The organism is Enterobacter sp. J49 (assembly GCF_002148625.1).
GTDB lineage: Bacteria > Pseudomonadota > Gammaproteobacteria > Enterobacterales > Enterobacteriaceae > Enterobacter > Enterobacter ludwigii.
The window spans coordinates 146413-166491 of sequence record NZ_MWPY01000030.1 but is presented as its reverse complement, the minus strand read 5'-3'; the positions used below and the strand labels follow the sequence as shown (position 1 = coordinate 166491).

Genomic DNA, 20079 nt, shown 5'->3' with positions numbered 1-20079 from the left:
ATTAATCTTCCAGTTTTGGCACCGGTGAGTCGTCCGGCGTTCTGACATGAACCTGTATAATACGTCGGCTGTCGGCCATTGCCACTTTGAACTGGTAACCGTCGATGTCAACGGTCTCGCCGCGTGCCGGAAGGTGGCCAAAGGCCTGCATCACCAGCCCGCCAATGGTATCGACCTCTTCATCGCTGAAATGGGTACTAAAGGCGTCGTTAAAGTCCTCAATCGAGGCCAGCGCGCGGACGGTCCAGGTGTGGCGGCTAAGCTGACGGAAGTCGATATCCTCTTCTTCGTCATACTCATCTTCGATTTCGCCCACGATCAGCTCAAGGATATCTTCGATCGTGACGAGACCGGAAACGCCACCAAATTCATCAATAACAATCGCCATGTGGTAGCGCTGAGAGCGAAACTCTTTCAGCATCCGATCCACACGTTTACTTTCCGGCACAACCACGGCCTGGCGTAACACTTTTTCCATGCTGAAGGCTTCGGCATCGCTGCGCATAAACGGCAGCAGATCTTTCGCCATCAAAATCCCTTCAATGTGATCTTTGTCTTCGCTGATGACCGGGAAACGCGAGTGTGCGGATTCGATGATCACATCGAGGCACTCGTCCAGAGTCTGGTTACGTTTCAGGGTGATCATTTGCGAGCGGGGGATCATGATGTCGCGAACGCGCTGGTCGGCGATGTCCATTACCCCTTCGAGCATTTCGCGCGTATCTTCATCGATAAGGTCGTTTTGCCCGGAATCACGAATCAGCTCCAGCAGTTCGTCACGGTTTTTAGGTTCGCCGTGGAAAAGCTGGTTCAGAATGAGGGAGAAAAATCCCTTTTTGGTGTTTGTCGTGTCGCTACTGTGTGAATTGTCGTCGCTCATGGCGTTTGTTAAGGGTTCTCTTGTTAGTTCAACGTTTACCGCCGCGCTATTTCCCTACGCGGCGGCATGTTAGTCAGTCGGTCGACTGACTATTCTTTCTCGGCAATGTACGGATCCTCATAGCCCAGAGCAAGCATTATCTCTGTCTCGAGGGACTCCATCTCTTCCGCTTCGTCATCTTCAATATGGTCGTAGCCGAGCAGATGCAGGCTACCGTGTACCACCATATGCGCCCAGTGGGCTTCCAGCGGTTTTTGCTGCTCTTTAGCTTCCTGTTCCACGACCTGGCGGCAGATGATCAGATCGCCCAGCAGCGGCATCTCAATTCCCGGTGGGGCTTCGAAGGGGAAAGAGAGCACGTTGGTCGGCTTATCTTTCCCGCGGTAGGTCAGGTTAAGCTCATGGCTTTCGGCTTCATCCACCAGACGAATCGTGACTTCTGATTCTTCCTGAAACGGGGGGATAACCGCATCCAGCCATGTCTGAAACTGCGCCTCTTCTGGCAAACCGGAATTATCGTCACATGCCAGTTGTAAATCGAGGATCACCTGACTCATTTTTGTTCTTGCTCCTGCGCTTCGCGCTTACGTTCTGCGGCCAGTTCGGCCTTACGCTTCTGATCTGCTTCTTCCCATGCTTCATAAGCGTTAACGATGCGCGCCACAACCGGGTGACGGACCACGTCTTCGCTGTGGAAGAAGTTAAAGCTGATTTCGTCGACGTCGGCCAGCACTTCAATGGCATGGCGCAGACCCGATTTGGTGCTGCGCGGCAGGTCAATCTGCGTGACGTCACCGGTAATGACCGCTTTTGAGTTAAAGCCGATACGGGTCAGGAACATTTTCATCTGTTCGATGGTGGTGTTCTGGCTTTCATCGAGAATAATGAATGCATCATTCAGCGTACGGCCGCGCATATAGGCGAGCGGGGCAACTTCAATCACGTTACGCTCAATCAGCTTCTCAACTTTCTCAAAGCCGAGCATCTCGAACAGTGCGTCGTATAACGGACGAAGGTAAGGGTCAACCTTCTGGCTCAGATCGCCTGGCAGGAAGCCCAGTTTTTCACCCGCTTCCACCGCCGGACGGGTCAGCAGGATGCGACGAATCTCCTGGCGTTCGAGCGCATCAACCGCCGCGGCAACGGCCAGATAGGTTTTACCCGTACCCGCCGGGCCCACACCGAAGGTGATGTCATGGTCGAGAATGTTGGCGATGTACTGCGCCTGGTTTGGCGTACGCGGCTTAATAACGCCACGTTTGGTCTTAATATTGATGGCCTTGCCATAGTCCGGCACACTTTCTGCGCTTTGCTCAAGCACGCGCGCCTCTTTGATCGCGAGGTGGATCTGTTCTGGCTCGATATCCTGTATTTCACCGCGCATTGGGGCGGTATCCACATACAGGCTACGCAGAATATCCGCAGCGGCGTTGACGCAGAGAGGGCGTCCTGTGAGTTTGAAATGATTATCGCGACGATTGATTTCGATACCCAGACGTCGCTCCAGTTGTTTGATATTGTCATCAAACGGCCCGCACAGGCTCAGCAGGCGAGCGTTGTCTGCTGGCTCAAGGCTAATTTCACGCGTATCTATGTTCAAACTGTTCCTCTTTGATTGTTTAACTGACCCGGTGCCACCTGGCGTAATAAAACGGTCATTACCGAAATTATTCACGCCATAGAATAAAGGCGCAAGCGTTGCGGAAGATATTGGGGGCGATGAGAGGAAATACAAGGCCTGCCGAACCGGCAGGCCGGATGGCGTTATGGCTGGTAAATACCGACGCCAGCGTCGCTTTCTTTGCGGGTGCGGGACATGACGGATTCCGGCGACTGTGCGATACGCAGACCCATTTCGTCTTCGGTACGGACCACTTTCGCGCGCAGGGAGTTGGTCAGCACGTCGACAATCTCCACGTCCACAAATTTACCGACCATGTCTGGCGTGCCTTCAAAGTTCACGACGCGGTTATTTTCGGTGCGTCCTGACAGCTCCATAATGCTCTTACGGGAAGTGCCTTCCACCAGAATACGCTGGACGGTGCCGACCATACGACGGCTCCAGGCGTTGGCCTGCTGGTTGATACGCTCCTGCAGAATATACAGACGCTGCTTTTTCTCTTCTTCCGGCACATCGTCGACCATATCGGCCGCAGGAGTACCTGGACGCGCTGAGAAGATAAAGCTGTAGCTGACGTCAAAATTCACTTCGCCAATGAGCTTCATCGTGCGCTCAAAGTCATCCGTGGTTTCGCCCGGGAAGCCAACGATAAAGTCGGAGCTAATCTGGATATCTGGGCGGGCTTCACGCAGCTTGCGGATGATGGATTTGTACTCCAGTACCGTATGTGGACGTCCCATCAGGTTCAGCACGCGGTCGGAACCGCACTGAATCGGCAGATGCAGGAAGCTCACCAGCTCTGGCGTATCGCGATACACATCAATGATGTCATCGGTAAATTCCATCGGGTGGCTGGTGGTGAAGCGAAGGCGGTCGATGCCGTCGATCGCGGCCACCAGGCGCAGCAGTTCTGCAAAGCTGCCGGTGGTACCGTCGTAGTTCTCGCCGCGCCAGGCGTTGACGTTCTGGCCCAGCAGGTGAATTTCACGCACACCCTGTGCCGCCAGTTGCGCCACTTCAAACAGAATGTCGTCGGTCGGACGGCTCACTTCTTCGCCGCGGGTATACGGTACGACACAATAGGTGCAGTACTTGTTACAGCCTTCCATAATGGAGACGTAGGCTGTTGGACCATCCGCGCGTGGTTCTGGCAGACGGTCAAATTTTTCGATTTCCGGGAAGCTTACGTCAACCACCGGGCGTCGATTCTCGCGAACGGCGTTGATCATCTCCGGCAGGCGGTGCAGCGTCTGCGGGCCAAAAATAATATCAACATAGTGAGCACGCTGGCGGATCAGTTTGCCTTCCTGCGAGGCCACACAGCCACCCACGCCAATGATCACATCGGGTCTTTTGCGTTTGATAAGCTTCCAGCGGCCCAGTTGATGGAACACCTTCTCCTGCGCCTTCTCACGGATCGAACAGGTATTGAGCAGCAACACGTCCGCTTCGTTCGCGTTGTCAGTCAGTTGATACCCGTGCGTGGCATCCAGCAGATCGGCCATCTTGGATGAATCGTATTCGTTCATCTGACAGCCCCAGGTTTTTATATGGAGTTTTTTTGTCATCGACTTGCTCATGCTCAGGAATGCAGGGCGCGTATTGTAATGCTTTGCTGCGGTTGTGACCAGTATGAAGGTTGTCAACCTCAAGACCGAAAAAATCCGGTAAACTTAAGGTATATACCATTAAGGATAATTGACCATGACTCTCCAACAAACCGAAATTGCCGTTGTCGGCGGCGGTATGGTCGGCGGCGCACTCGCGCTGGGGCTGGCGCAGCAGGGATTTGAGGTGACGGTTATCGAGCAGGCTGCCCCTGTTGCGTTTGACCCGACGGCAAAGCCGGATGTGCGAATTTCAGCTATCAGCGCCGCCTCTGTCGATCTGCTGCGCGGGCTGGGCGTCTGGGATGCCGTGCTCGGGATGCGCGCGCACCCCTACAGCCGTCTCGAAACCTGGGAGTGGGAGAATGCGCATGTCGCGTTTGATGCCGCTGAACTGAAGCTGCCCCGTCTGGGCTATATGGTGGAAAACACGGTCCTCCAGCTGGCGCTCTGGCAGGCCCTGGAGGCGCATCCGAAAGTGACGCTGCGCGTCCCGGCGTCACTTAAAGCACTGCATCCCCACGAAGGCGGGTATTTGCTTGAGCTGGATAAGGGTGATGAGCTGGCCGCGAGGCTGGTTGTCGGAGCGGATGGTGCCAACTCACAGGTCAGGCAAATGGCGGGAATTGGCATTCATGCCTGGCAGTACCAGCAGGCGTGCATGCTGATCACCGTGCAGTGTGAGAATGACCCGGGTGAGAGCACCTGGCAGCACTTTACCCCGAATGGCCCGCATGCTTTTTTACCGTTGTTTGATCGCTGGGCGTCGCTGGTGTGGTATGACAAACCGGCGCGCATTCGTCAGTTGCAGGGGCTTTCAATGGAACAGCTGCAGCGAGAGATCCATCAGCACTTCCCACGCCGTCTGGGCAACGTCATGCCGGTTGCCGCCGGGGCGTTTCCGCTTACCCGTCGCCATGCATTGCAGTATGCCCGTGCAGGGCTGGCGCTGGTGGGGGATGCGGCACACACCATTCACCCGCTGGCGGGGCAGGGCGTGAACCTGGGATACCGTGACGTTGAGGCTTTATTGGATGTGCTGGGCAAGGCGCGCGCTCACGCGGAGGCCTGGGCCAGCCATCCGGTACTGAAACGTTACCAGACGCGACGTATGGCGGATAACTTTATCATGCAGTCGGGGATGGATCTGTTTTACGCCGGGTTCAGTAACGATCTTGGTCCGGTGCGCATTCTGCGTAACATTGGGTTGATGGCGGCGGAGCGTGCCGGTGGGCTGAAGCGTCAGGCGCTGAAGTACGCGTTAGGCCTTTAATCTGGGCGCCTTCTCCTGCGGGAGAGGGCTTTCGGATGCGGTACATAATCCAACAAAAACAAAAAAGCCCGCAGAGCGGGCTTTTTTGTTACTAAGTGGCTGGGGTGCAGGGATTCGAACCCCGGAATGCTGGTATCAGAAACCAGAGCCTTACCGCTTGGCGACACCCCAATTGCGTTAAACAATGTGCTTAACGACTTTTTTAAATTGGCTGGGGTACGAGGATTCGAACCTCGGAATGCCGGAATCAGAATCCGGTGCCTTACCGCTTGGCGATACCCCAACAATTTTTTCTCGTCTACCGAATCATTCGACAGATGACTAATTTGGTGGCTACGACGGGATTCGAACCTGTGACCCCATCATTATGAGTGATGTGCTCTAACCAACTGAGCTACGTAGCCAGTACTGCAATCTTCGATGGCTGGGGTACCTGGATTCGAACCAGGGAATGCCGGTATCAAAAACCGGTGCCTTACCGCTTGGCGATACCCCAATACCGCGGAGAACCGCAAAATCGAAGAAATATGGCTGGGGTACCTGGATTCGAACCAGGGAATGCCGGTATCAAAAACCGGTGCCTTACCGCTTGGCGATACCCCATCCGTGCAACGCTTACCTGGGAATGGTGCGGGAGGCGAGACTTGAACTCGCACACCTTGCGGCGCCAGAACCTAAATCTGGTGCGTCTACCAATTTCGCCACTCCCGCAAAAAAGATGGTGGCTACGACGGGATTCGAACCTGTGACCCCATCATTATGAGTGATGTGCTCTAACCAACTGAGCTACGTAGCCATCTTTTTTTCGCGTTACCTTATCGGCGTTGCGGGGCGCATTATGCGTATAGACCCTTGCAGCGTCAACACCTTTTTCAACGAAAATAGCCGGAATGTGACTGTTTGGTTAGGTTGCGAACAGCGTGACCGAATATTCGGCAATTATTGGTTATTTATCGTTTTTAGGGAGTGAAATAGGGGGCCAAAAAAATCAGGCCCCGCAGGGCCTGATTGGATGCTTTTCGATTACTTATAGGCAGACTGGTGTACGCCTACCGCACGTCCTGATGGATCGTTCATAGACTTGAAAGATTCATCCCATTCAATGGCTTTAGCCGAAGAACAGGCAACGGACGGGCCGCCCGGAACACACTCCGCCGCACTCGGCACCGGGAACAACTCTTCAAAGATTTCACGGTACAGATACGCCTCTTTGGAGCCTGGCGTGTTGTACGGGAAGCGGAAGCTCGCGGTTTCCAGTTGCTGATCGGAAACCTGTTTTGCCGCCACCTCTTTCAGGGTATCGATCCAGCTATACCCGACACCGTCAGAGAACTGCTCTTTCTGACGCCATGCCACGCTCGCCGGCAGGTAGGATTCGAAACATTCACGCAGGATATGTTTCTCCATTTTGCCGTTGCCGCACATTTTGTCCTGCGGGTTGATGCGCATTGCCACGTCGAGGAATTTCTTATCCAGGAAGGGAACACGGGCTTCCACACCCCAGGCAGACATCGCTTTGTTGGCGCGTGCGCAGTCAAACATATGCAGCGCCTGCAGTTTACGTACTGTCTCTTCGTGCAGCTCTTTTGCGTTCGGCGCTTTGTGGAAATAGAGGTAGCCGCCAAACACTTCGTCAGACCCTTCACCGGAGAGCACCATCTTAATGCCCATCGCTTTGATCTTACGCGACATCAGGTACATCGGCGTGGAAGCGCGAATGGTGGTCACATCGTAGGTTTCGATGTGGTAGATAACATCGCGGATCGCATCCAGCCCTTCCTGCACGGTGAAGTGGATCTCATGGTGCACGGTACCGAGATGGTTTGCCACTTCCTGCGCGGCTTTCAGATCCGGTGCGCCTTCCAGGCCCACAGCAAAGGAGTGCAGTTGCGGCCACCAGGCTTCTGAACGTTCCTGATCTTCAACACGACGCGCGGCGAATTTCTTGGTGATCGCGGAGATCACGGACGAGTCCAGCCCGCCGGAGAGCAGTACGCCGTAAGGCACATCTGACATCAGGTGGCTTTTAACAGAATCTTCCAGCGCCTGACGCAGTTCGGCTTTATCAGTCACGTTGTCTTTAACCGCATCATAGTCGAACCAGTCGCGCTGATAGTACTGACGGATCTCGCCGTCTTTACTCCACAGGTAACTTCCTGCCGGGAACTCTTTAATGGTGCGGCAAACCGGCACCAGGGCTTTCATTTCTGAGGCGACATAAAAGTTGCCGTGTTCATCGTGACCCATATACAGCGGGATAATACCAATATGGTCGCGGCCAATCAGATAGGCATCTTTTTCGCTGTCGTACAGGGCGAAGGCAAACATACCCTGCAGATCATCGAGGAATTCCGGGCCTTTCTCCTGATACAGCGCCAGGATCACTTCACAGTCAGAACCGGTCTGGAAGGCGTAACGGTCGCCGTACTCGGCGCGCAGCGCCTGATGGTTATAGATTTCACCGTTGACAGCCAGCGCGTGTGTTTTTTTCTCGTTATACAGCGGCTGCGCACCGGCGTTGACGTCAACAATGGACAGACGTTCGTGTGCCAGGATGGCTTTATCGCTGGCGTAAACGCCGGACCAGTCCGGGCCGCGATGGCGCATCAGGCGGGACAATTCGAGTGCCTTTTTACGCAGTTCGCCTGCGTCAGTTTTAATATCCAGTACGCCAAAAATTGAACACATAACCTTCTCCGTTAACCCTGTTGCTTTGTAATGTTGCTTGCTTATGAAAATGCCGCAAAGGGGGAGGGCGCGCAAGGGTTTTACGGGATAAAACGGAAATAGTGCAATGCTGATTGCCGAATAGTGAAAAACGAGTACGTCATAAACGCTTTTATTGATGATTATGCAATAAAATGGCTGTTTTGTTAGATGTGGGGTTGTTTATCGGGCGTGAAAATAAAGAACCACGCGCTGAGGCGTGGTTTGGGATCAGATAATATCAATTTCTTCGACGGAGGGATAAATCCAGCTCGGTCGGAAGGGCATGGCGTCAATATCGTCGAGCGTGGAGACACCGGAAAGCACCAGAATGGTTTCCAGGCCCGCCTGGAATCCGGCCAGGATATCGGTGCGCAGGTTGTCGCCGACAATCACCGTTTCTTCAGAGTGGGCCTGCATCTTGTTCAGCGCCGCACGGATGATCCACGGGCTGGGCTTGCCCACGTAGAATGGTTTCCGGCCAGAGATCTTTTCGATACCGGCACACAGCGCGCCGCATGCAGGGTAAAAACCACGGCCGTGGGTATCCGGGTTGGTGGCAATAAAACGCGCACCGTTGGCAACAAAGTAGGAGGCTTTGTGCATCATCTCCCAGTTATAGGAGCGCGTTTCGCCAACGATCACAAAGTCCGGGTTCACATCTGTGATGGTAAACCCTGCCTTATATAACTCGTGGATCAGCGCCCCTTCACCCACCACGTAGGCCTTTTTTCCTTCCTGGCGCTTGAGGAAATCAGCGGTGGCCATGGCAGAGGTATAAAACACGCTGTCCGGCACGTTGACGCCTGCTGTGGCAAAGCGGTTTGCCAGGTCCTGACCGGTCTGAGAAGGGTAGTTCGTGAGAAGAACCAGAGGCATTCCTTTGTCGATGATGCGGTGAAGAAATTCCGCAGCACCTGGTACAGCAACGTTGTCGTGCATCAGCACGCCGTCGATATCACAAATTACATTCTTAATGGTCATGGACATTCCGACATCAAAAAAAGAAGGCGTTACTATAAGACCCGATCAACTTTCCAGCAAATGTTGCAACAGAATACCGTTGAGCATGGCGCGTTTAACCAGCGCAAATGCGCCTATCGCTGAGCGATGGTCAAGCTTAGAACGAACGACGGGAAGGTTCTGGCGGAAGGCTTTCAGCGCCTGAGTGTTAATGCAGCCTTCAATGGCGGGCAGCAGGACCTTCTCGGCCTCCACAATCTCACCGGCGATCACCACTTTTTGCGGGTTAAACAGGTTGATGGCGATGGCGATGGTTTTACCCAGATGGCGACCCACCTGCTCAATAACTTCACAGGCCAGCGCGTCGCCTTTGTTGGCGGCTTTGCAGATAGTCCCTATCTTGCAATCGTCCAGCGTGACGCGGCTCTGGTAACCCTGTTCAAGCAGATGGCGCACCCGCTGTTCAATCGCCGTGTTGGCGGCAATCGTCTCCAGACAGCCAAAGTTTCCGCAGTGGCAGCGTTCGCCAAGCGGCTCTACCTGAATATGACCAATCTCACCGACGTTACCGTTGCGGCCAATAAAAATGCGCCCGTTAGAGATGATGCCTGCCCCTGTCCCCCGGTGTACGCGCACCAGAATCGAATCTTCACAATCCTGGCTCGCACCAAAGTAGTGCTCTGCCAGGGCCAGAGAGCGGATGTCGTGCCCCACGAAACAGGTCACTTTAAAGCGTTTTTCCAGCGCATCTACCAGCCCCCAGTTCTCAACCTTTATATGGGGCATATAACGGATCACGCCGCTTTCGGGGTCTACCAGGCCTGGCAGGATCACCGAGATCGCAATCAGTTCACGGATTTTGCGCTGACAGCTCTCGATAAAGTGTTCAATGGTATTCAGCAGCGCGTGTTCCAGCGTCTCCTGAGTGCGCTCCGGAAGCGGGTAGTGTTCTTCCGCGATGGCTTTGCTGCTCAGATCATAGAGCGTAAGGGTGGTGTCATGACGACCAAGACGTACGCCAATCGCCTGAAAATTGCGGGTTTCGGTAATAATGGAGATGGCGCGGCGGCCTCCGGTGGAGGCCTGCTGATCGACTTCTTTGATCAGCCCGCGCTCAATGAGCTGACGGGTAATTTTTGTCACGCTGGCAGGGGCAAGCTGGCTTTGTTCGGCTATCTGAATGCGCGAGATTGGTCCGTGTTGGTCAATCAGACGATAAACCGCCGCGCTGTTAAGTTGTTTAACGAGATCGACATTACCGATTTGAGCTTGTCCGCCTGGTGTCATACTTTTACTTACTCAGTGACGACCTCGTTACCATTAACGAAGGTCTTGATAATTTTATAATCGTGTGTGAATGCCGTCAGGTTTGCAACCATACCTGGTGCAATTCCGCCAAGCTGTTTATCTACGCCCATCGCGCGCGCAGGATAAAGGGTCGCCATACGCAGAACTTCATCAAGCGCAATCCCGCAATGTTCAACCAGATTACGCACCCCTTCAATCATCGTCAGGGAGGAACCACTCAGCGTACCGTTTTCATCAACACACAGTCCATTGCGGTAGTATATTGTTTTACCGGCAAAAATGAACTGCTCAATATTTGCCCCTGCCGGTGCGGTGGCATCGGTTACCAGACAGAGTTTGTCACCTTTCAGGCGCTTGGCGTTGCGAATGTTGGTGTAATCAACGTGCAAGCCGTCAGCAATAATGCCGCAGTAAACGTCCTGCTCATCGAGAATCGCCCCGACCAGCCCAGGTTCACGACCGGTGATATACGGCATCGCGTTGTACAGGTGCGTCGCAAAGGTAATGCCGGCGCGGAAACCTGCTTTCGCTTCTTTTTGCGTTGCGTTTGAATGGCCCGCTGAAACGACAATCCCGGCGGCGGCCAGTTTGCTGATAACGTCAGGTCCCGCGATTTCAGGAGCCAGCGTCACTTTGGTGATCACATCGGCGTTGGCACACAGGTAGTCGACCAGCTCAGCGTCAGGTTTACGCACGTAATCCGGGTTATGCGTCCCTTTTTTCACGATGTTCAGCCACGGTCCTTCAAGATGCAGACCCAGCGCCTGATTAGGGTGTTTTGCCAGGTAGTCGCGCATCACGCGGATACCCTGTTTCATGAGCTCATCACTGCTGGTGATGAGGGTTGGCAGATAGCTGGTGCAGCCCGATTTCTCGTTGGCTTTCTGCATGATTTCCAGCGTGTCGACCGTCACCGCCTCCGCGGTATCATTAAATTGCACACCGCCGCAGCCGTTCAGCTGTACGTCGATGAAACCGGGGGAGATTACTGCTCCATTGAGTGAGCGCTGTTCAATCCCCGGCGGCAGCTCTGCCAGTGGGCAAACACGTTCAATCAGGCCATCGGCGATAACAATCGCATGGTCATCCAGAATATCATGGCCGGTATAAATCCGACCGTGGGTTAAAGCGTACATAACGACCCCCGGTTAAAAAAAGCGGCCGCCTCTTGATGAAGAGGCGGTTATTCAATTACAGACCTTTGATGTTCTCAGCTTCTAACTCGTTGAAGTATTTCAGCGTTTTCACTTTCAACTCCATCGTGGACGGTTCGTCGCACACGATGACTGATTTTGGATGCAGCTGCAGGCAACTGATGGTCCACATGTGGTTAACGTTGCCTTCAACGGCAGCCTGGAGCGCCTGCGCTTTCACGCCGCCCAGAACCAGAATCATCACTTCTTCGGCATCCAGCAGGGTGCCTACGCCTACGGTCAGGGCGTATTTTGGTACCTGGTTAACATCACCGTCAAAGAAGCGGGAGTTTGCCACGCGCGTGTCATGGGTCAGGGTTTTAATACGCGTACGGGAAGCCAGAGAAGAGGCCGGTTCGTTGAACGCGATATGACCATCGTTGCCCACGCCACCCATGAACAGGTGGATTTTACCGTAGGAACGGATTTTTTCTTCATACTGACGGCATTCTGCGTCAATATCAGGCGCGTTTCCATTCAGCAGGTTAATATTTTCAGCCGGAATATCAACGTGATCAAAGAAATTACGGTGCATAAAGCTATGGTAGCTTTCCGGATGATCCTTGGGTAAGCCGACATACTCATCCATGTTGAAGGTCACAACATGTTTGAAGCTAACCTGGCCTGCTTTATGCATCTCAACCAGGGCTTTATACGCGGTCAGCGGCGTGCCGCCGGTAGGAAGGCCGAGAACGAAAGGACGATCGGCGGTGGGTTTGAACGCGTTAATACGGTTAACGATATGACGGGCGGCCCATTTACCGACTTGTTCAGCAGTTGCCAGGGGAATCAGTCTCATTGTTCACCTCAAGAGTTAAAGTAGAAGAGTGGGCGGATGGCTATCGGAACCTGAACTAAGCGTAACCTGGAACCTTTCAGGCCGGATCAATCCGTCTTGATTTTTTGAATGATAAAATAAGTTTTCACTGTTAGCCAGAGAAAGGGAGGGTTATTAACGATATTTGGTGACAAAAATCACAAAAAATACGTGTTTAATTTGCGATACGAATTAATTTTTCACACACTCACAATGCCAGTGAATCATCAACTGTATTTATCGTTGTCGACACAATAAAAACATAGTTTATGCACGAGCCTTAATAAGGGTCTCGTAGGGGGAATAGGATGAATATTTTAGGTTTTTTCCAGCGCCTCGGTAGGGCTTTGCAGCTCCCTATCGCCGTGCTACCGGTTGCAGCACTGCTGCTGCGATTCGGGCAACCCGATCTGCTTAATGTGCCATTTATCGCGCAAGCGGGTGGCGCGATTTTTGACAATCTGGCGCTGATTTTCGCCATCGGTGTGGCATCCAGCTGGTCAAAAGACAGCGCGGGTGCAGCGGCGCTGGCCGGGGCTGTCGGTTACTTCATCCTGACGAAAGCGATGGTGACGATAAACCCAGAAATTAACATGGGCGTTCTGGCAGGTATCATTACCGGTCTGGTCGGCGGGGCTGTTTATAACCGTTGGGCGGGGATCAAACTGCCAGACTTCCTGAGCTTCTTCGGTGGAAAACGTTTTGTGCCGATTGCGACAGGCTTCTTCTGTCTGATTCTGGCCGCGATCTTCGGCTACATCTGGCCACCGGTGCAGCACGCTATCCATGCGGGCGGTGAGTGGATTGTTTCCGCTGGCGCAGTGGGTGCGGGTATCTTCGGTTTCATCAACCGTCTGTTGATCCCAACCGGCCTGCATCAGGTGCTGAACACCATTGCCTGGTTCCAGATTGGTGAGTTTACCAACGCCGCTGGCGCGGTATTCCACGGGGATATCAACCGCTTCTATGCAGGTGACGGCACCGCGGGCATGTTCATGTCGGGCTTCTTCCCTATCATGATGTTTGGTCTGCCGGGCGCGGCGCTGGCTATGTACCTGGCCGCACCGAAAGCGCGTCGTCCAATGGTTGGCGGGATGCTGTTGTCAGTTGCCATCACCGCGTTCCTGACCGGTGTTACTGAGCCGCTGGAATTCCTGTTCATGTTCCTGGCTCCGTTGCTGTACCTCATGCACGCTGTGCTGACGGGTATTAGCCTGTTTGTTGCAACGCTGCTGGGTATCCATGCGGGCTTCTCCTTCTCCGCCGGCGCGATCGACTACGTGTTGATGTACAACCTGCCCGCGGCGAGCAAGAACGTCTGGATGCTGGTCGCAATGGGTCTGGTGTTCTTCGTTATCTACTTCGTTCTGTTCACCGCAGTCATTCGTATGTTTAACCTGAAAACACCAGGCCGCGAAGATACGAAAGACGACATCGTTACTGGCGAAGCTAACAGCAATACCGAAGAAGGGCTGACCCAGCTGGCAACCAATTATATTGCCGCAGTAGGCGGTACGGATAACCTGAAAGCTATCGATGCATGTATTACCCGTCTGCGCCTGACGGTAGGTGATTCTGCGCGCGTTAACGATGCCATGTGTAAACGCCTTGGCGCATCCGGCGTGGTGAAACTGAACAAGCAGACCATCCAGGTTATCGTGGGTGCGAAAGCGGAATCGATTGGCGATGAAATGAAGAAAGTGGTTGCCCGTGGACCGATCGCGGCTTCTGCAGCGAACAGCGCGCCAGTGACGGAAGCCCCGGTGACAAAACCGCAGGCCGTCCCTAACGCAACGACCATTGCCGCGCTGGTTTCACCGATTACCGGTGAAGTGGTTGCGATTGAGCAGGTGCCTGACGAAGCGTTTGCCAGCAAAGCTGTCGGTGACGGTGTGGCGGTGAAACCAACGGACAAAACCGTGGTGTCACCGGCTGCCGGGACCATCGTTAAAATCTTCAACACCAACCATGCGTTCTGCCTCGAAACTGAAAAGGGCGCGGAGATCGTTGTCCATATGGGTATCGATACCGTCGCGCTGAACGGCCAGGGCTTCACTCGCCTGGTGGAAGAGGGGGCCGACGTGGTGGCAGGTCAGCCGATTCTGGAAATGGATCTGGATTACCTGAACGCTAACGCGCGCTCCATGATTAGCCCGGTCGTTTGCAGCAATATCGACGACTTCAGCGGCCTGGTGATTCAGGCGAAAGGTCAGGTCGTTGCGGGCCAGACGCCACTATATGAGATTAAAGGCAAGTAATCGCTCCTGAGTAGAGTCATGCCTTAAGCGGCGGGGGTTTTCCTCCGCCGCTTTTTTTTGCAGCAATTGCCCCCATTATTTTCTTCAGAGACGTTTTAAGGGTTGTCACTACGTCCGGCTTATAAGATCATATGCCGTTATACGTTGTTTACGCTTTGAGGAATCCACGATGAGTGAGGCTGAAGCCCGCCCGAGTAACTTTATTCGTCAGATCATCGATGAAGATCTGGCCAGTGGTAAGCACACCACAGTTCATACCCGTTTCCCGCCGGAGCCAAACGGCTACCTGCATATTGGTCATGCAAAATCGATCTGCCTGAACTTTGGCATCGCGCAAGACTACCAGGGACAGTGCAACCTGCGTTTCGATGACACCAACCCAGTAAAAGAAGACATCGAATACGTTGAGTCTATTAAGAATGACGTGCAATGGCTGGGCTTCAACTGGTCTGGCGATATCTGCTACTCCTCTGACTATTTTGATCAGCTGTACGCCTATGCGGTCGAGCTTATCAATAAAGGTCTGGCGTATGTCGACGAGCTGTCTGCTGAAGAGATCCGCGAATACCGCGGCACGCTGACCGCGCCGGGTAAAAACAGCCCGTTCCGCGATCGCAGCGTTGAAGAGAACCTGGCGCTGTTTGAAAAAATGCGTGCGGGTGGCTTCGAGGAAGGTAAAGCCTGCCTGCGTGCCAAAATCGACATGGCATCACCGTTCATCGTGATGCGCGATCCGGTTCTGTACCGTATCAAGTTCGCTGAACACCATCAGACCGGTAACAAGTGGTGCATCTACCCGATGTACGACTTTACCCACTGCATCAGCGATGCGCTGGAAGGCATTACGCACTCCCTGTGTACGCTGGAGTTCCAGGACAACCGCCGTCTGTACGACTGGGTTCTGGATAACATCACGATCCCGGTGCATCCGCGTCAGTACGAATTCTCTCGTCTGAATCTGGAATACACGGTGATGTCCAAGCGTAAGCTGAACCTGCTGGTGACCGACAAGCACGTTGAGGGCTGGGACGATCCGCGTATGCCAACCATCTCGGGTCTGCGTCGCCGTGGTTATACTGCCGCGTCTATTCGCGAGTTCTGTAAGCGCATCGGCGTGACCAAGCAGGATAACACCATTGAGATCGCCTCTCTGGAATCCTGCATCCGTGAAGATCTGAACGACAACGCGCCGCGCGCAATGGCCGTCATCGATCCGGTAAAACTGGTTATCGAAAACTACCCGCAAGGCGCGAGCGAAATGGTCTCCATGCCTAACCATCCGAACAAACCGGAAATGGGCACCCGTGACGTGCCGTTCAGCGGTGAAATCTGGATCGATCGTGCTGACTTCCGCGAAGAAGCGAACAAGCAGTACAAGCGTCTGGTGCTGGGTAAAGAGGTGCGTCTACGTAACGCATACGTGATCAAAGCTGAGCGTGTTGAGAAAGATGCGGAAGGGAATATCACCACCATCTTCTGCTCTTACGACGCTGAAACCCTGAGCAAAGATCCGGCAGATGGCCGCAAAGTGAAAGGCGTGATCCACTGGGTAAGTGCAACACATGCGCTGCCGGTTGAAATTCGCCTGTATGATCGTCTGTTCAGCGTGCCTAACCCAGGTGCAGCAGAAGACTTCCTGGCGACAATCAACCCGGAATCTCTGGTCATCAAGCAGGGTTATGCTGAGCCGTCTCTGAAAGCCGCTGAAGCGGGCAAAGCGTTCCAGTTCGAACGTGAAGGCTACTTCTGCCTCGACAGCCGTCACAGTACCTCGGAAAAACCGGTGTTTAACCGTACCGTTGGCCTGCGTGATACCTGGACTAAAGTCGGCGAATAATAACGCTGCTCTGGTCAATGAGAGACAAACGCCGCGTAATGCGGCGTTTTTTTATTGAATGATCATATCGTTAAGCGCGAGCAAAAATAATGTCTGCGCAATATTCAGGTCAATGTGGTGCTACTTATTTTTCTAAAAAAAGTTTGTATATTTCTGAAAATAGTGAAGACCTGAAAATAACCAGTAATTTACACAATTACTGGCTTAAATTTAATGACTTGCCCCGCCAAATCTCGTCTCCCGCTAAATGTTACAAAGCACTACGAATTATGTGCACTTCATCATAATCCTGACTTTTGCCCACTGAAAAGCATTGATAATTCGCGTCGCGAAAAATAACCTAAAGGCGGTAGTTAATTCGAGGGTATTTCTGACTACCCCTGACCTTTTGGTCTTTTATATTTTTCGCCGTTCAGGCGTTTTAATTCGTCAAAGAGGAATAATCTATGCGTACGTTCAGTGGCAAACGTAGTGCGCTGGCGCTGGCTATCGCCGGTGTGACAGCAATGTCAGGCCTGGTGATTGCGCCAGAGGCTAAGGCAGCAGGTTTCATCGAAGATTCTACCCTCACGGGCGGTATTTATTACTGGCAGCGTGAACGTGACCGTAAAGACGTTACCGAAGACAAATACAAAACCAACCTTTCTCACTCTACCTGGAACGCCAACCTCGACTTCCAGTCAGGCTATGCCGCCGATATGTTCGGCCTGGATATTGCCGCATTCACGGCAATTGAAATGGCGGAAAATGGCGACAGCGGACACCCGAACGAAATTGCCTTCTCGTCCAGCAATAAGGCCTATAAAGAAGACTGGTCCGGCGATAAAAGCGGTATCAGTCTGTATAAAGCCGCTGCAAAATTCAAATATGGTCCAGTCTGGGCGCGCGGCGGATATATTCAGCCAACTGGCCAAACCCTGTTAGCGCCACACTGGAGTTTTATGCCTGGTACTTACCAGGGCGCTGAAGCTGGCGCTAACTTTGACTACGGTGATGCGGGTGCGTTGAGTTTCTCCTATATGTGGACCAACGAATACAAAGCCCCGTGGCATATCGAAATGGATAAGTTTTACCAGAACGATAAAAAGACCAAAGTGGATTACCTCCACTCGCTGGGTGCGAAGTACGATTTTAAAAACGACCTCGTGTTAGAAGCCGCTTTTGGTCAGGCTGAAGGTTATATCGATCAGTATTTTGCCAAAGCCAGCTACAAGTTTGATATCGCAGGGAGTCCGTTGAGTACCAGTTACCAGTTCTACGGCACGCGAGATAAAGTCAGCGATGGTGGCGTCAACGATATTTATGACGGCACGGCCTGGCTGCAGGCGCTGACCTTTGGCTACAAAGTGGGTCAGGTGGATTTGCGTCTGGAAGGGACATGGGTGAAGGCGGAAGGGCAGCAGGGTTACTTCCTGCAGCGTATGACCCCGACTTACGCATCTTCCAACGGTCGTCTGGATATCTGGTGGGATAACCGCTCTGATTTCAACGCCGACGGCGAAAAAGCGGTCTTCTTCGGCGCAATGTATGACCTGAAAAACTGGAACCTGCCGGGCTGGGCGGTGGGCGCCTCCTACGCGTATGCCTGGGACGCTAAACCGGGCGACATGGCCACACCGGATGCGTACTACGATCCGAACTACCGTCTGAAAGAGTCCTCTTACAGCCTGGATGCCATCTATACCGTGCAGGACGGACGTGCGAAAGGCACGATGTTCAAGCTGCACTTCACGCAGTATGACAACCACTCTGATATTCCAAGCTACGCGGGCGGTTACGGCAACATCTTCCAGGATGAACGTGACGTGAAATTCATGGTTATCGCACCATTCACTATCTTCTGATGAACGCTCCGGCGGGTTCCGTCCCGCCGGAATGGAGACTGCACATGATGAAAAAAATGGTAATCGTCGCGTTGCTGGCCTCGGGGCTGGTGGCTTGCGCCCAGGACCCGGCGACGAAAGAAGATTCTCGCCTGAAGGAGGCTTACAGCGCCTGCATTAACACCGCTGAAGGCTCACCGGAGAAAATTGAAGCCTGCCGAGCGTACTGAATGTGCTGAAGAAAGAGAAGGCGCATGAGCAGTTTGCAACGCAGGAAAATGTTCGCGTGATGGACTATCAGGCCTGTATTCAGGCGCGTAAAACCGGTAACGATCAGGAAGTGGCGAAGCGTTGCGACCAGATCTGGAAGGAAATACGCAGTAACAACGGAAATTAAGTAAGCGTGTTAAGGCCCGGTGGCGCTGTGCTTACCGGGCTTTTTTTTGCCGGATGACAGGCAAAAAAAAGCCAACCTTGCGGCTGGCTCAGAGTATGAAAGTTCGACTTATTTGGCGTCGTGTGCGTGATCGTCTTCGCGGCAATCACCTTCAGCACAGTGACCATACAGATACAGGCTATGGTTGGTCAGGCGGATACCATGACGAGCAGCGATTTCACGCTGACGTGCTTCGATGGAATCATCGCTAAATTCAATGACCTTGCCACAATCCAGGCAGATCAGGTGATCGTGGTGCTGCTGCTGGGTCAGTTCGAATACAGATTTACCGCCTTCGAAATTATGACGGGTAACAATGCCCGCGTCATCAAACTGGTTCAGCACGCGATAGACGGTTGCCAGCCCAATCTCTTCACCCATGTCGATAAGACGCTTGTAAAGGTCTTCCGCACTGACATGGTGATTGTCTGGACCCTGAAGCACTTCAAGGATTTTTAACCGAGGAAGCGTAACTTTCAGGCCAGCCTTCTTTAATGCGGTATTGTTGTCAGTCATGCGGAATCTGTCCTGTTGCTAAACGATTCACTTCTGGAGGAAGTGACAGAAAATGCACCTGGAATAATGCGTCTCATTATAGAACTGCCATGGCTAAATGAAAACTGCAAGTCTCAGGCAAAGTATGCTTATAAAAACGTGGTATCACCGACAAACTTACTCAATGGCACCCCATTTTACCTGGGAGACATTGTACAGGTCTGGGCGAAAAAGTTAAAAGATTGTAGCGATTAATTTAATCGTTTGACCTGGTTCCTGGGCGCAACCGGGGTTGCGCCACACTAACAATCAGGCGTTAAGAATATCGTCCAGGTGCAGTTCTTCGCGGATCTGCTTCACCCACTTCTCAACGCGTTCTGCGGTCAGTTCTGGCTGACGGTCTTCGTCGATCGCCAGACCCACGAAGTGGTCGTCATCGGCCAGGCCTTTAGACGCTTCGAAGTGGTAACCGGCAGTCGGCCAGTGGCCTACGATAACTGCACCATTCGGTTCAATGATATCGCGGATAGTGCCCAGTGCGTCACAGAAGTACTCAGCGTAGTCTTCCTGATCGCCGCAGCCAAACAGGGCGACCAGCTTGCCGTTGAAGTCCACTTCTTCCAGCGTCGGGAAGAAATCATCCCAGTCACACTGGGCTTCACCGTAGTACCAGGTTGGGATACCCAGCAACAGGATGTCATAGCCTTCGAGATCTTCTTTGCTGCTCTTGGCGATGTCATGCACATCGGCAACGTCTTTACCGAGCTGTTTTTGAATGTTTTTTGCGATATTTTCGGTATTGCCGGTATCACTGCCGAAGAAAATGCCGATGATTGCCATGAGTAAAATAACCTCTTGAAAC

At 53.1% G+C, this 20079-nt stretch carries 15 protein-coding genes, 7 tRNA genes and 1 pseudogene; 5 read left to right on the top strand and 18 right to left on the bottom strand.

All coding sequences use genetic code 11. From position 1 onward, the window contains the following. Position 1 precedes the first annotated feature (1 nt). From corC to miaB, 4 genes are all read right to left on the bottom strand, one after another. Positions 2 to 880, bottom strand: coding sequence for a CNNM family magnesium/cobalt transport protein CorC (gene corC / locus BJP35_RS09670; RefSeq protein ID WP_014169132.1), 879 nt, complete (start codon positions 878 to 880; stop codon positions 2 to 4). An 89-nt stretch (positions 881 to 969) separates the two neighbouring features. Continuing rightward, entirely contained in the window at positions 970 to 1437 is a 468-nt protein-coding gene (gene ybeY, locus BJP35_RS09665) for an rRNA maturation RNase YbeY (protein WP_040016936.1), read from the bottom strand. Then, positions 1434 to 2480 (bottom strand): PhoH family protein, encoded by a 1047-nt coding sequence (locus tag BJP35_RS09660; protein ID WP_020884987.1) that lies wholly within the window; start codon positions 2478 to 2480, stop codon positions 1434 to 1436. The genes ybeY and BJP35_RS09660 overlap by 4 nt, the downstream gene beginning before the upstream one ends. Positions 2481 to 2644: 164 nt before the next feature. Beyond that, positions 2645 to 4069, bottom strand: coding sequence for a tRNA (N6-isopentenyl adenosine(37)-C2)-methylthiotransferase MiaB (miaB, locus tag BJP35_RS09655; protein WP_020884986.1), 1425 nt, complete (start codon positions 4067 to 4069; stop codon positions 2645 to 2647). A gap of 136 nt (positions 4070 to 4205) precedes the next feature. On the opposite strand from miaB, the gene ubiF reads away from it, so the two are divergent. Next, positions 4206 to 5381, top strand: a complete 1176-nt coding sequence (gene ubiF, locus BJP35_RS09650) for a 3-demethoxyubiquinol 3-hydroxylase (RefSeq protein ID WP_047743921.1) — start codon at positions 4206 to 4208, stop codon at positions 5379 to 5381. Between the two features lie 96 nt (positions 5382 to 5477). Here the strand turns inward: ubiF and BJP35_RS09645 are convergent. The 12 genes from BJP35_RS09645 to nagB form a co-directional block, all read right to left on the bottom strand. Beyond that, a tRNA-Gln gene (locus BJP35_RS09645) sits at positions 5478 to 5552 on the bottom strand. Between the two features lie 37 nt (positions 5553 to 5589). Then, positions 5590 to 5664, bottom strand: a tRNA-Gln gene (locus BJP35_RS09640). A 44-nt stretch (positions 5665 to 5708) separates the two neighbouring features. Further along, positions 5709 to 5785 (bottom strand) — tRNA-Met (locus tag BJP35_RS09635). Between the two features lie 17 nt (positions 5786 to 5802). Further along, a tRNA-Gln gene (locus tag BJP35_RS09630) sits at positions 5803 to 5877 on the bottom strand. 32 nt (positions 5878 to 5909) lie between these two features. Further along, positions 5910 to 5984 (bottom strand) — tRNA-Gln (locus BJP35_RS09625). Between the two features lie 23 nt (positions 5985 to 6007). After that, positions 6008 to 6092 (bottom strand) — tRNA-Leu (locus tag BJP35_RS09620). 8 nt (positions 6093 to 6100) lie between these two features. Continuing rightward, positions 6101 to 6177 (bottom strand) — tRNA-Met (locus BJP35_RS09615). 227 nt (positions 6178 to 6404) lie between these two features. After that, positions 6405 to 8069, bottom strand: coding sequence for an asparagine synthase B (gene asnB, locus BJP35_RS09610; protein ID WP_010428626.1), 1665 nt, complete (start codon positions 8067 to 8069; stop codon positions 6405 to 6407). A gap of 249 nt (positions 8070 to 8318) precedes the next feature. Next, positions 8319 to 9071 carry a ribonucleotide monophosphatase NagD gene (nagD, locus tag BJP35_RS09605; protein ID WP_020884984.1) on the bottom strand — a complete coding sequence of 251 codons (753 nt, stop codon included), beginning with the start codon at positions 9069 to 9071 and terminating at the stop codon, positions 8319 to 8321. Between the two features lie 45 nt (positions 9072 to 9116). Then, positions 9117 to 10337 carry an N-acetylglucosamine repressor gene (locus BJP35_RS09600; RefSeq protein ID WP_014169139.1) on the bottom strand — a complete coding sequence of 407 codons (1221 nt, stop codon included), beginning with the start codon at positions 10335 to 10337 and terminating at the stop codon, positions 9117 to 9119. Positions 10338 to 10345: 8 nt separating this feature from the next. Further along, entirely contained in the window at positions 10346 to 11494 is a 1149-nt protein-coding gene (gene nagA / locus BJP35_RS09595; RefSeq protein ID WP_086463056.1) for an N-acetylglucosamine-6-phosphate deacetylase, read from the bottom strand. 55 nt (positions 11495 to 11549) lie between these two features. Continuing rightward, the gene (gene nagB, locus BJP35_RS09590; RefSeq protein WP_008501061.1) at positions 11550 to 12350 is read right to left on the bottom strand and encodes a glucosamine-6-phosphate deaminase; all 801 of its coding nucleotides are present in this window, start codon (positions 12348 to 12350) and stop codon (positions 11550 to 11552) included. Positions 12351 to 12676: 326 nt separating this feature from the next. Between nagB and nagE the strand changes: the two genes are divergently transcribed. The 4 genes and pseudogenes from nagE (at position 12677) to chiQ (ending at position 18683) form a co-directional block, all read left to right on the top strand. Then, on the top strand, positions 12677 to 14626 hold the full coding sequence (nagE, locus tag BJP35_RS09585) for a PTS N-acetyl glucosamine transporter subunit IIABC (protein ID WP_086463055.1): 1950 nt from the start codon (positions 12677 to 12679) through the stop codon (positions 14624 to 14626). Positions 14627 to 14795: 169 nt separating this feature from the next. Continuing rightward, positions 14796 to 16463 carry a glutamine--tRNA ligase gene (glnS, locus tag BJP35_RS09580; protein ID WP_025204665.1) on the top strand — a complete coding sequence of 556 codons (1668 nt, stop codon included), beginning with the start codon at positions 14796 to 14798 and terminating at the stop codon, positions 16461 to 16463. 446 nt (positions 16464 to 16909) lie between these two features. After that, the gene (chiP, locus tag BJP35_RS09575; protein WP_020884980.1) at positions 16910 to 18307 is read left to right on the top strand and encodes a chitoporin; all 1398 of its coding nucleotides are present in this window, start codon (positions 16910 to 16912) and stop codon (positions 18305 to 18307) included. A 47-nt stretch (positions 18308 to 18354) separates the two neighbouring features. Then, a pseudogene (gene chiQ, locus BJP35_RS09570) lies at positions 18355 to 18683 on the top strand (ChiQ/YbfN family lipoprotein). Positions 18684 to 18791: 108 nt separating this feature from the next. Here chiQ and fur read toward each other — a convergent pair. Further along, positions 18792 to 19238, bottom strand: coding sequence for a ferric iron uptake transcriptional regulator (gene fur, locus BJP35_RS09565; protein WP_014169146.1), 447 nt, complete (start codon positions 19236 to 19238; stop codon positions 18792 to 18794). 288 nt (positions 19239 to 19526) lie between these two features. Next, complete coding sequence (gene fldA, locus BJP35_RS09560; RefSeq protein ID WP_008501067.1) at positions 19527 to 20057, bottom strand: flavodoxin FldA; 531 nt, start codon at positions 20055 to 20057, stop codon at positions 19527 to 19529. Between the last annotated feature and the right edge of the window lie 22 nt (positions 20058 to 20079).

What these genes read in the sequence shown, in the direction of transcription:
- corC (WP_014169132.1), bottom strand. Translation starts at nt 880, where the DNA reads ATGAGCGACGACAATTCACACAGTAGCGACACGACAAACACCAAAAAG.
- ybeY (WP_040016936.1), bottom strand. Translation starts at nt 1,437, where the DNA reads ATGAGTCAGGTGATCCTCGATTTACAACTGGCATGTGACGATAATTCC.
- miaB (WP_020884986.1), bottom strand. Translation starts at nt 4,069, where the DNA reads ATGACAAAAAAACTCCATATAAAAACCTGGGGCTGTCAGATGAACGAA.
- ubiF (WP_047743921.1), top strand. Translation starts at nt 4,206, where the DNA reads ATGACTCTCCAACAAACCGAAATTGCCGTTGTCGGCGGCGGTATGGTC.
- asnB (WP_010428626.1), bottom strand. Translation starts at nt 8,069, where the DNA reads ATGTGTTCAATTTTTGGCGTACTGGATATTAAAACTGACGCAGGCGAA.
- nagD (WP_020884984.1), bottom strand. Translation starts at nt 9,071, where the DNA reads ATGACCATTAAGAATGTAATTTGTGATATCGACGGCGTGCTGATGCAC.
- BJP35_RS09600 (WP_014169139.1), bottom strand. Translation starts at nt 10,337, where the DNA reads ATGACACCAGGCGGACAAGCTCAAATCGGTAATGTCGATCTCGTTAAA.
- nagA (WP_086463056.1), bottom strand. Translation starts at nt 11,494, where the DNA reads ATGTACGCTTTAACCCACGGTCGGATTTATACCGGCCATGATATTCTG.
- nagB (WP_008501061.1), bottom strand. Translation starts at nt 12,350, where the DNA reads ATGAGACTGATTCCCCTGGCAACTGCTGAACAAGTCGGTAAATGGGCC.
- nagE (WP_086463055.1), top strand. Translation starts at nt 12,677, where the DNA reads ATGAATATTTTAGGTTTTTTCCAGCGCCTCGGTAGGGCTTTGCAGCTC.
- glnS (WP_025204665.1), top strand. Translation starts at nt 14,796, where the DNA reads ATGAGTGAGGCTGAAGCCCGCCCGAGTAACTTTATTCGTCAGATCATC.
- chiP (WP_020884980.1), top strand. Translation starts at nt 16,910, where the DNA reads ATGCGTACGTTCAGTGGCAAACGTAGTGCGCTGGCGCTGGCTATCGCC.
- fur (WP_014169146.1), bottom strand. Translation starts at nt 19,238, where the DNA reads ATGACTGACAACAATACCGCATTAAAGAAGGCTGGCCTGAAAGTTACG.
- fldA (WP_008501067.1), bottom strand. Translation starts at nt 20,057, where the DNA reads ATGGCAATCATCGGCATTTTCTTCGGCAGTGATACCGGCAATACCGAA.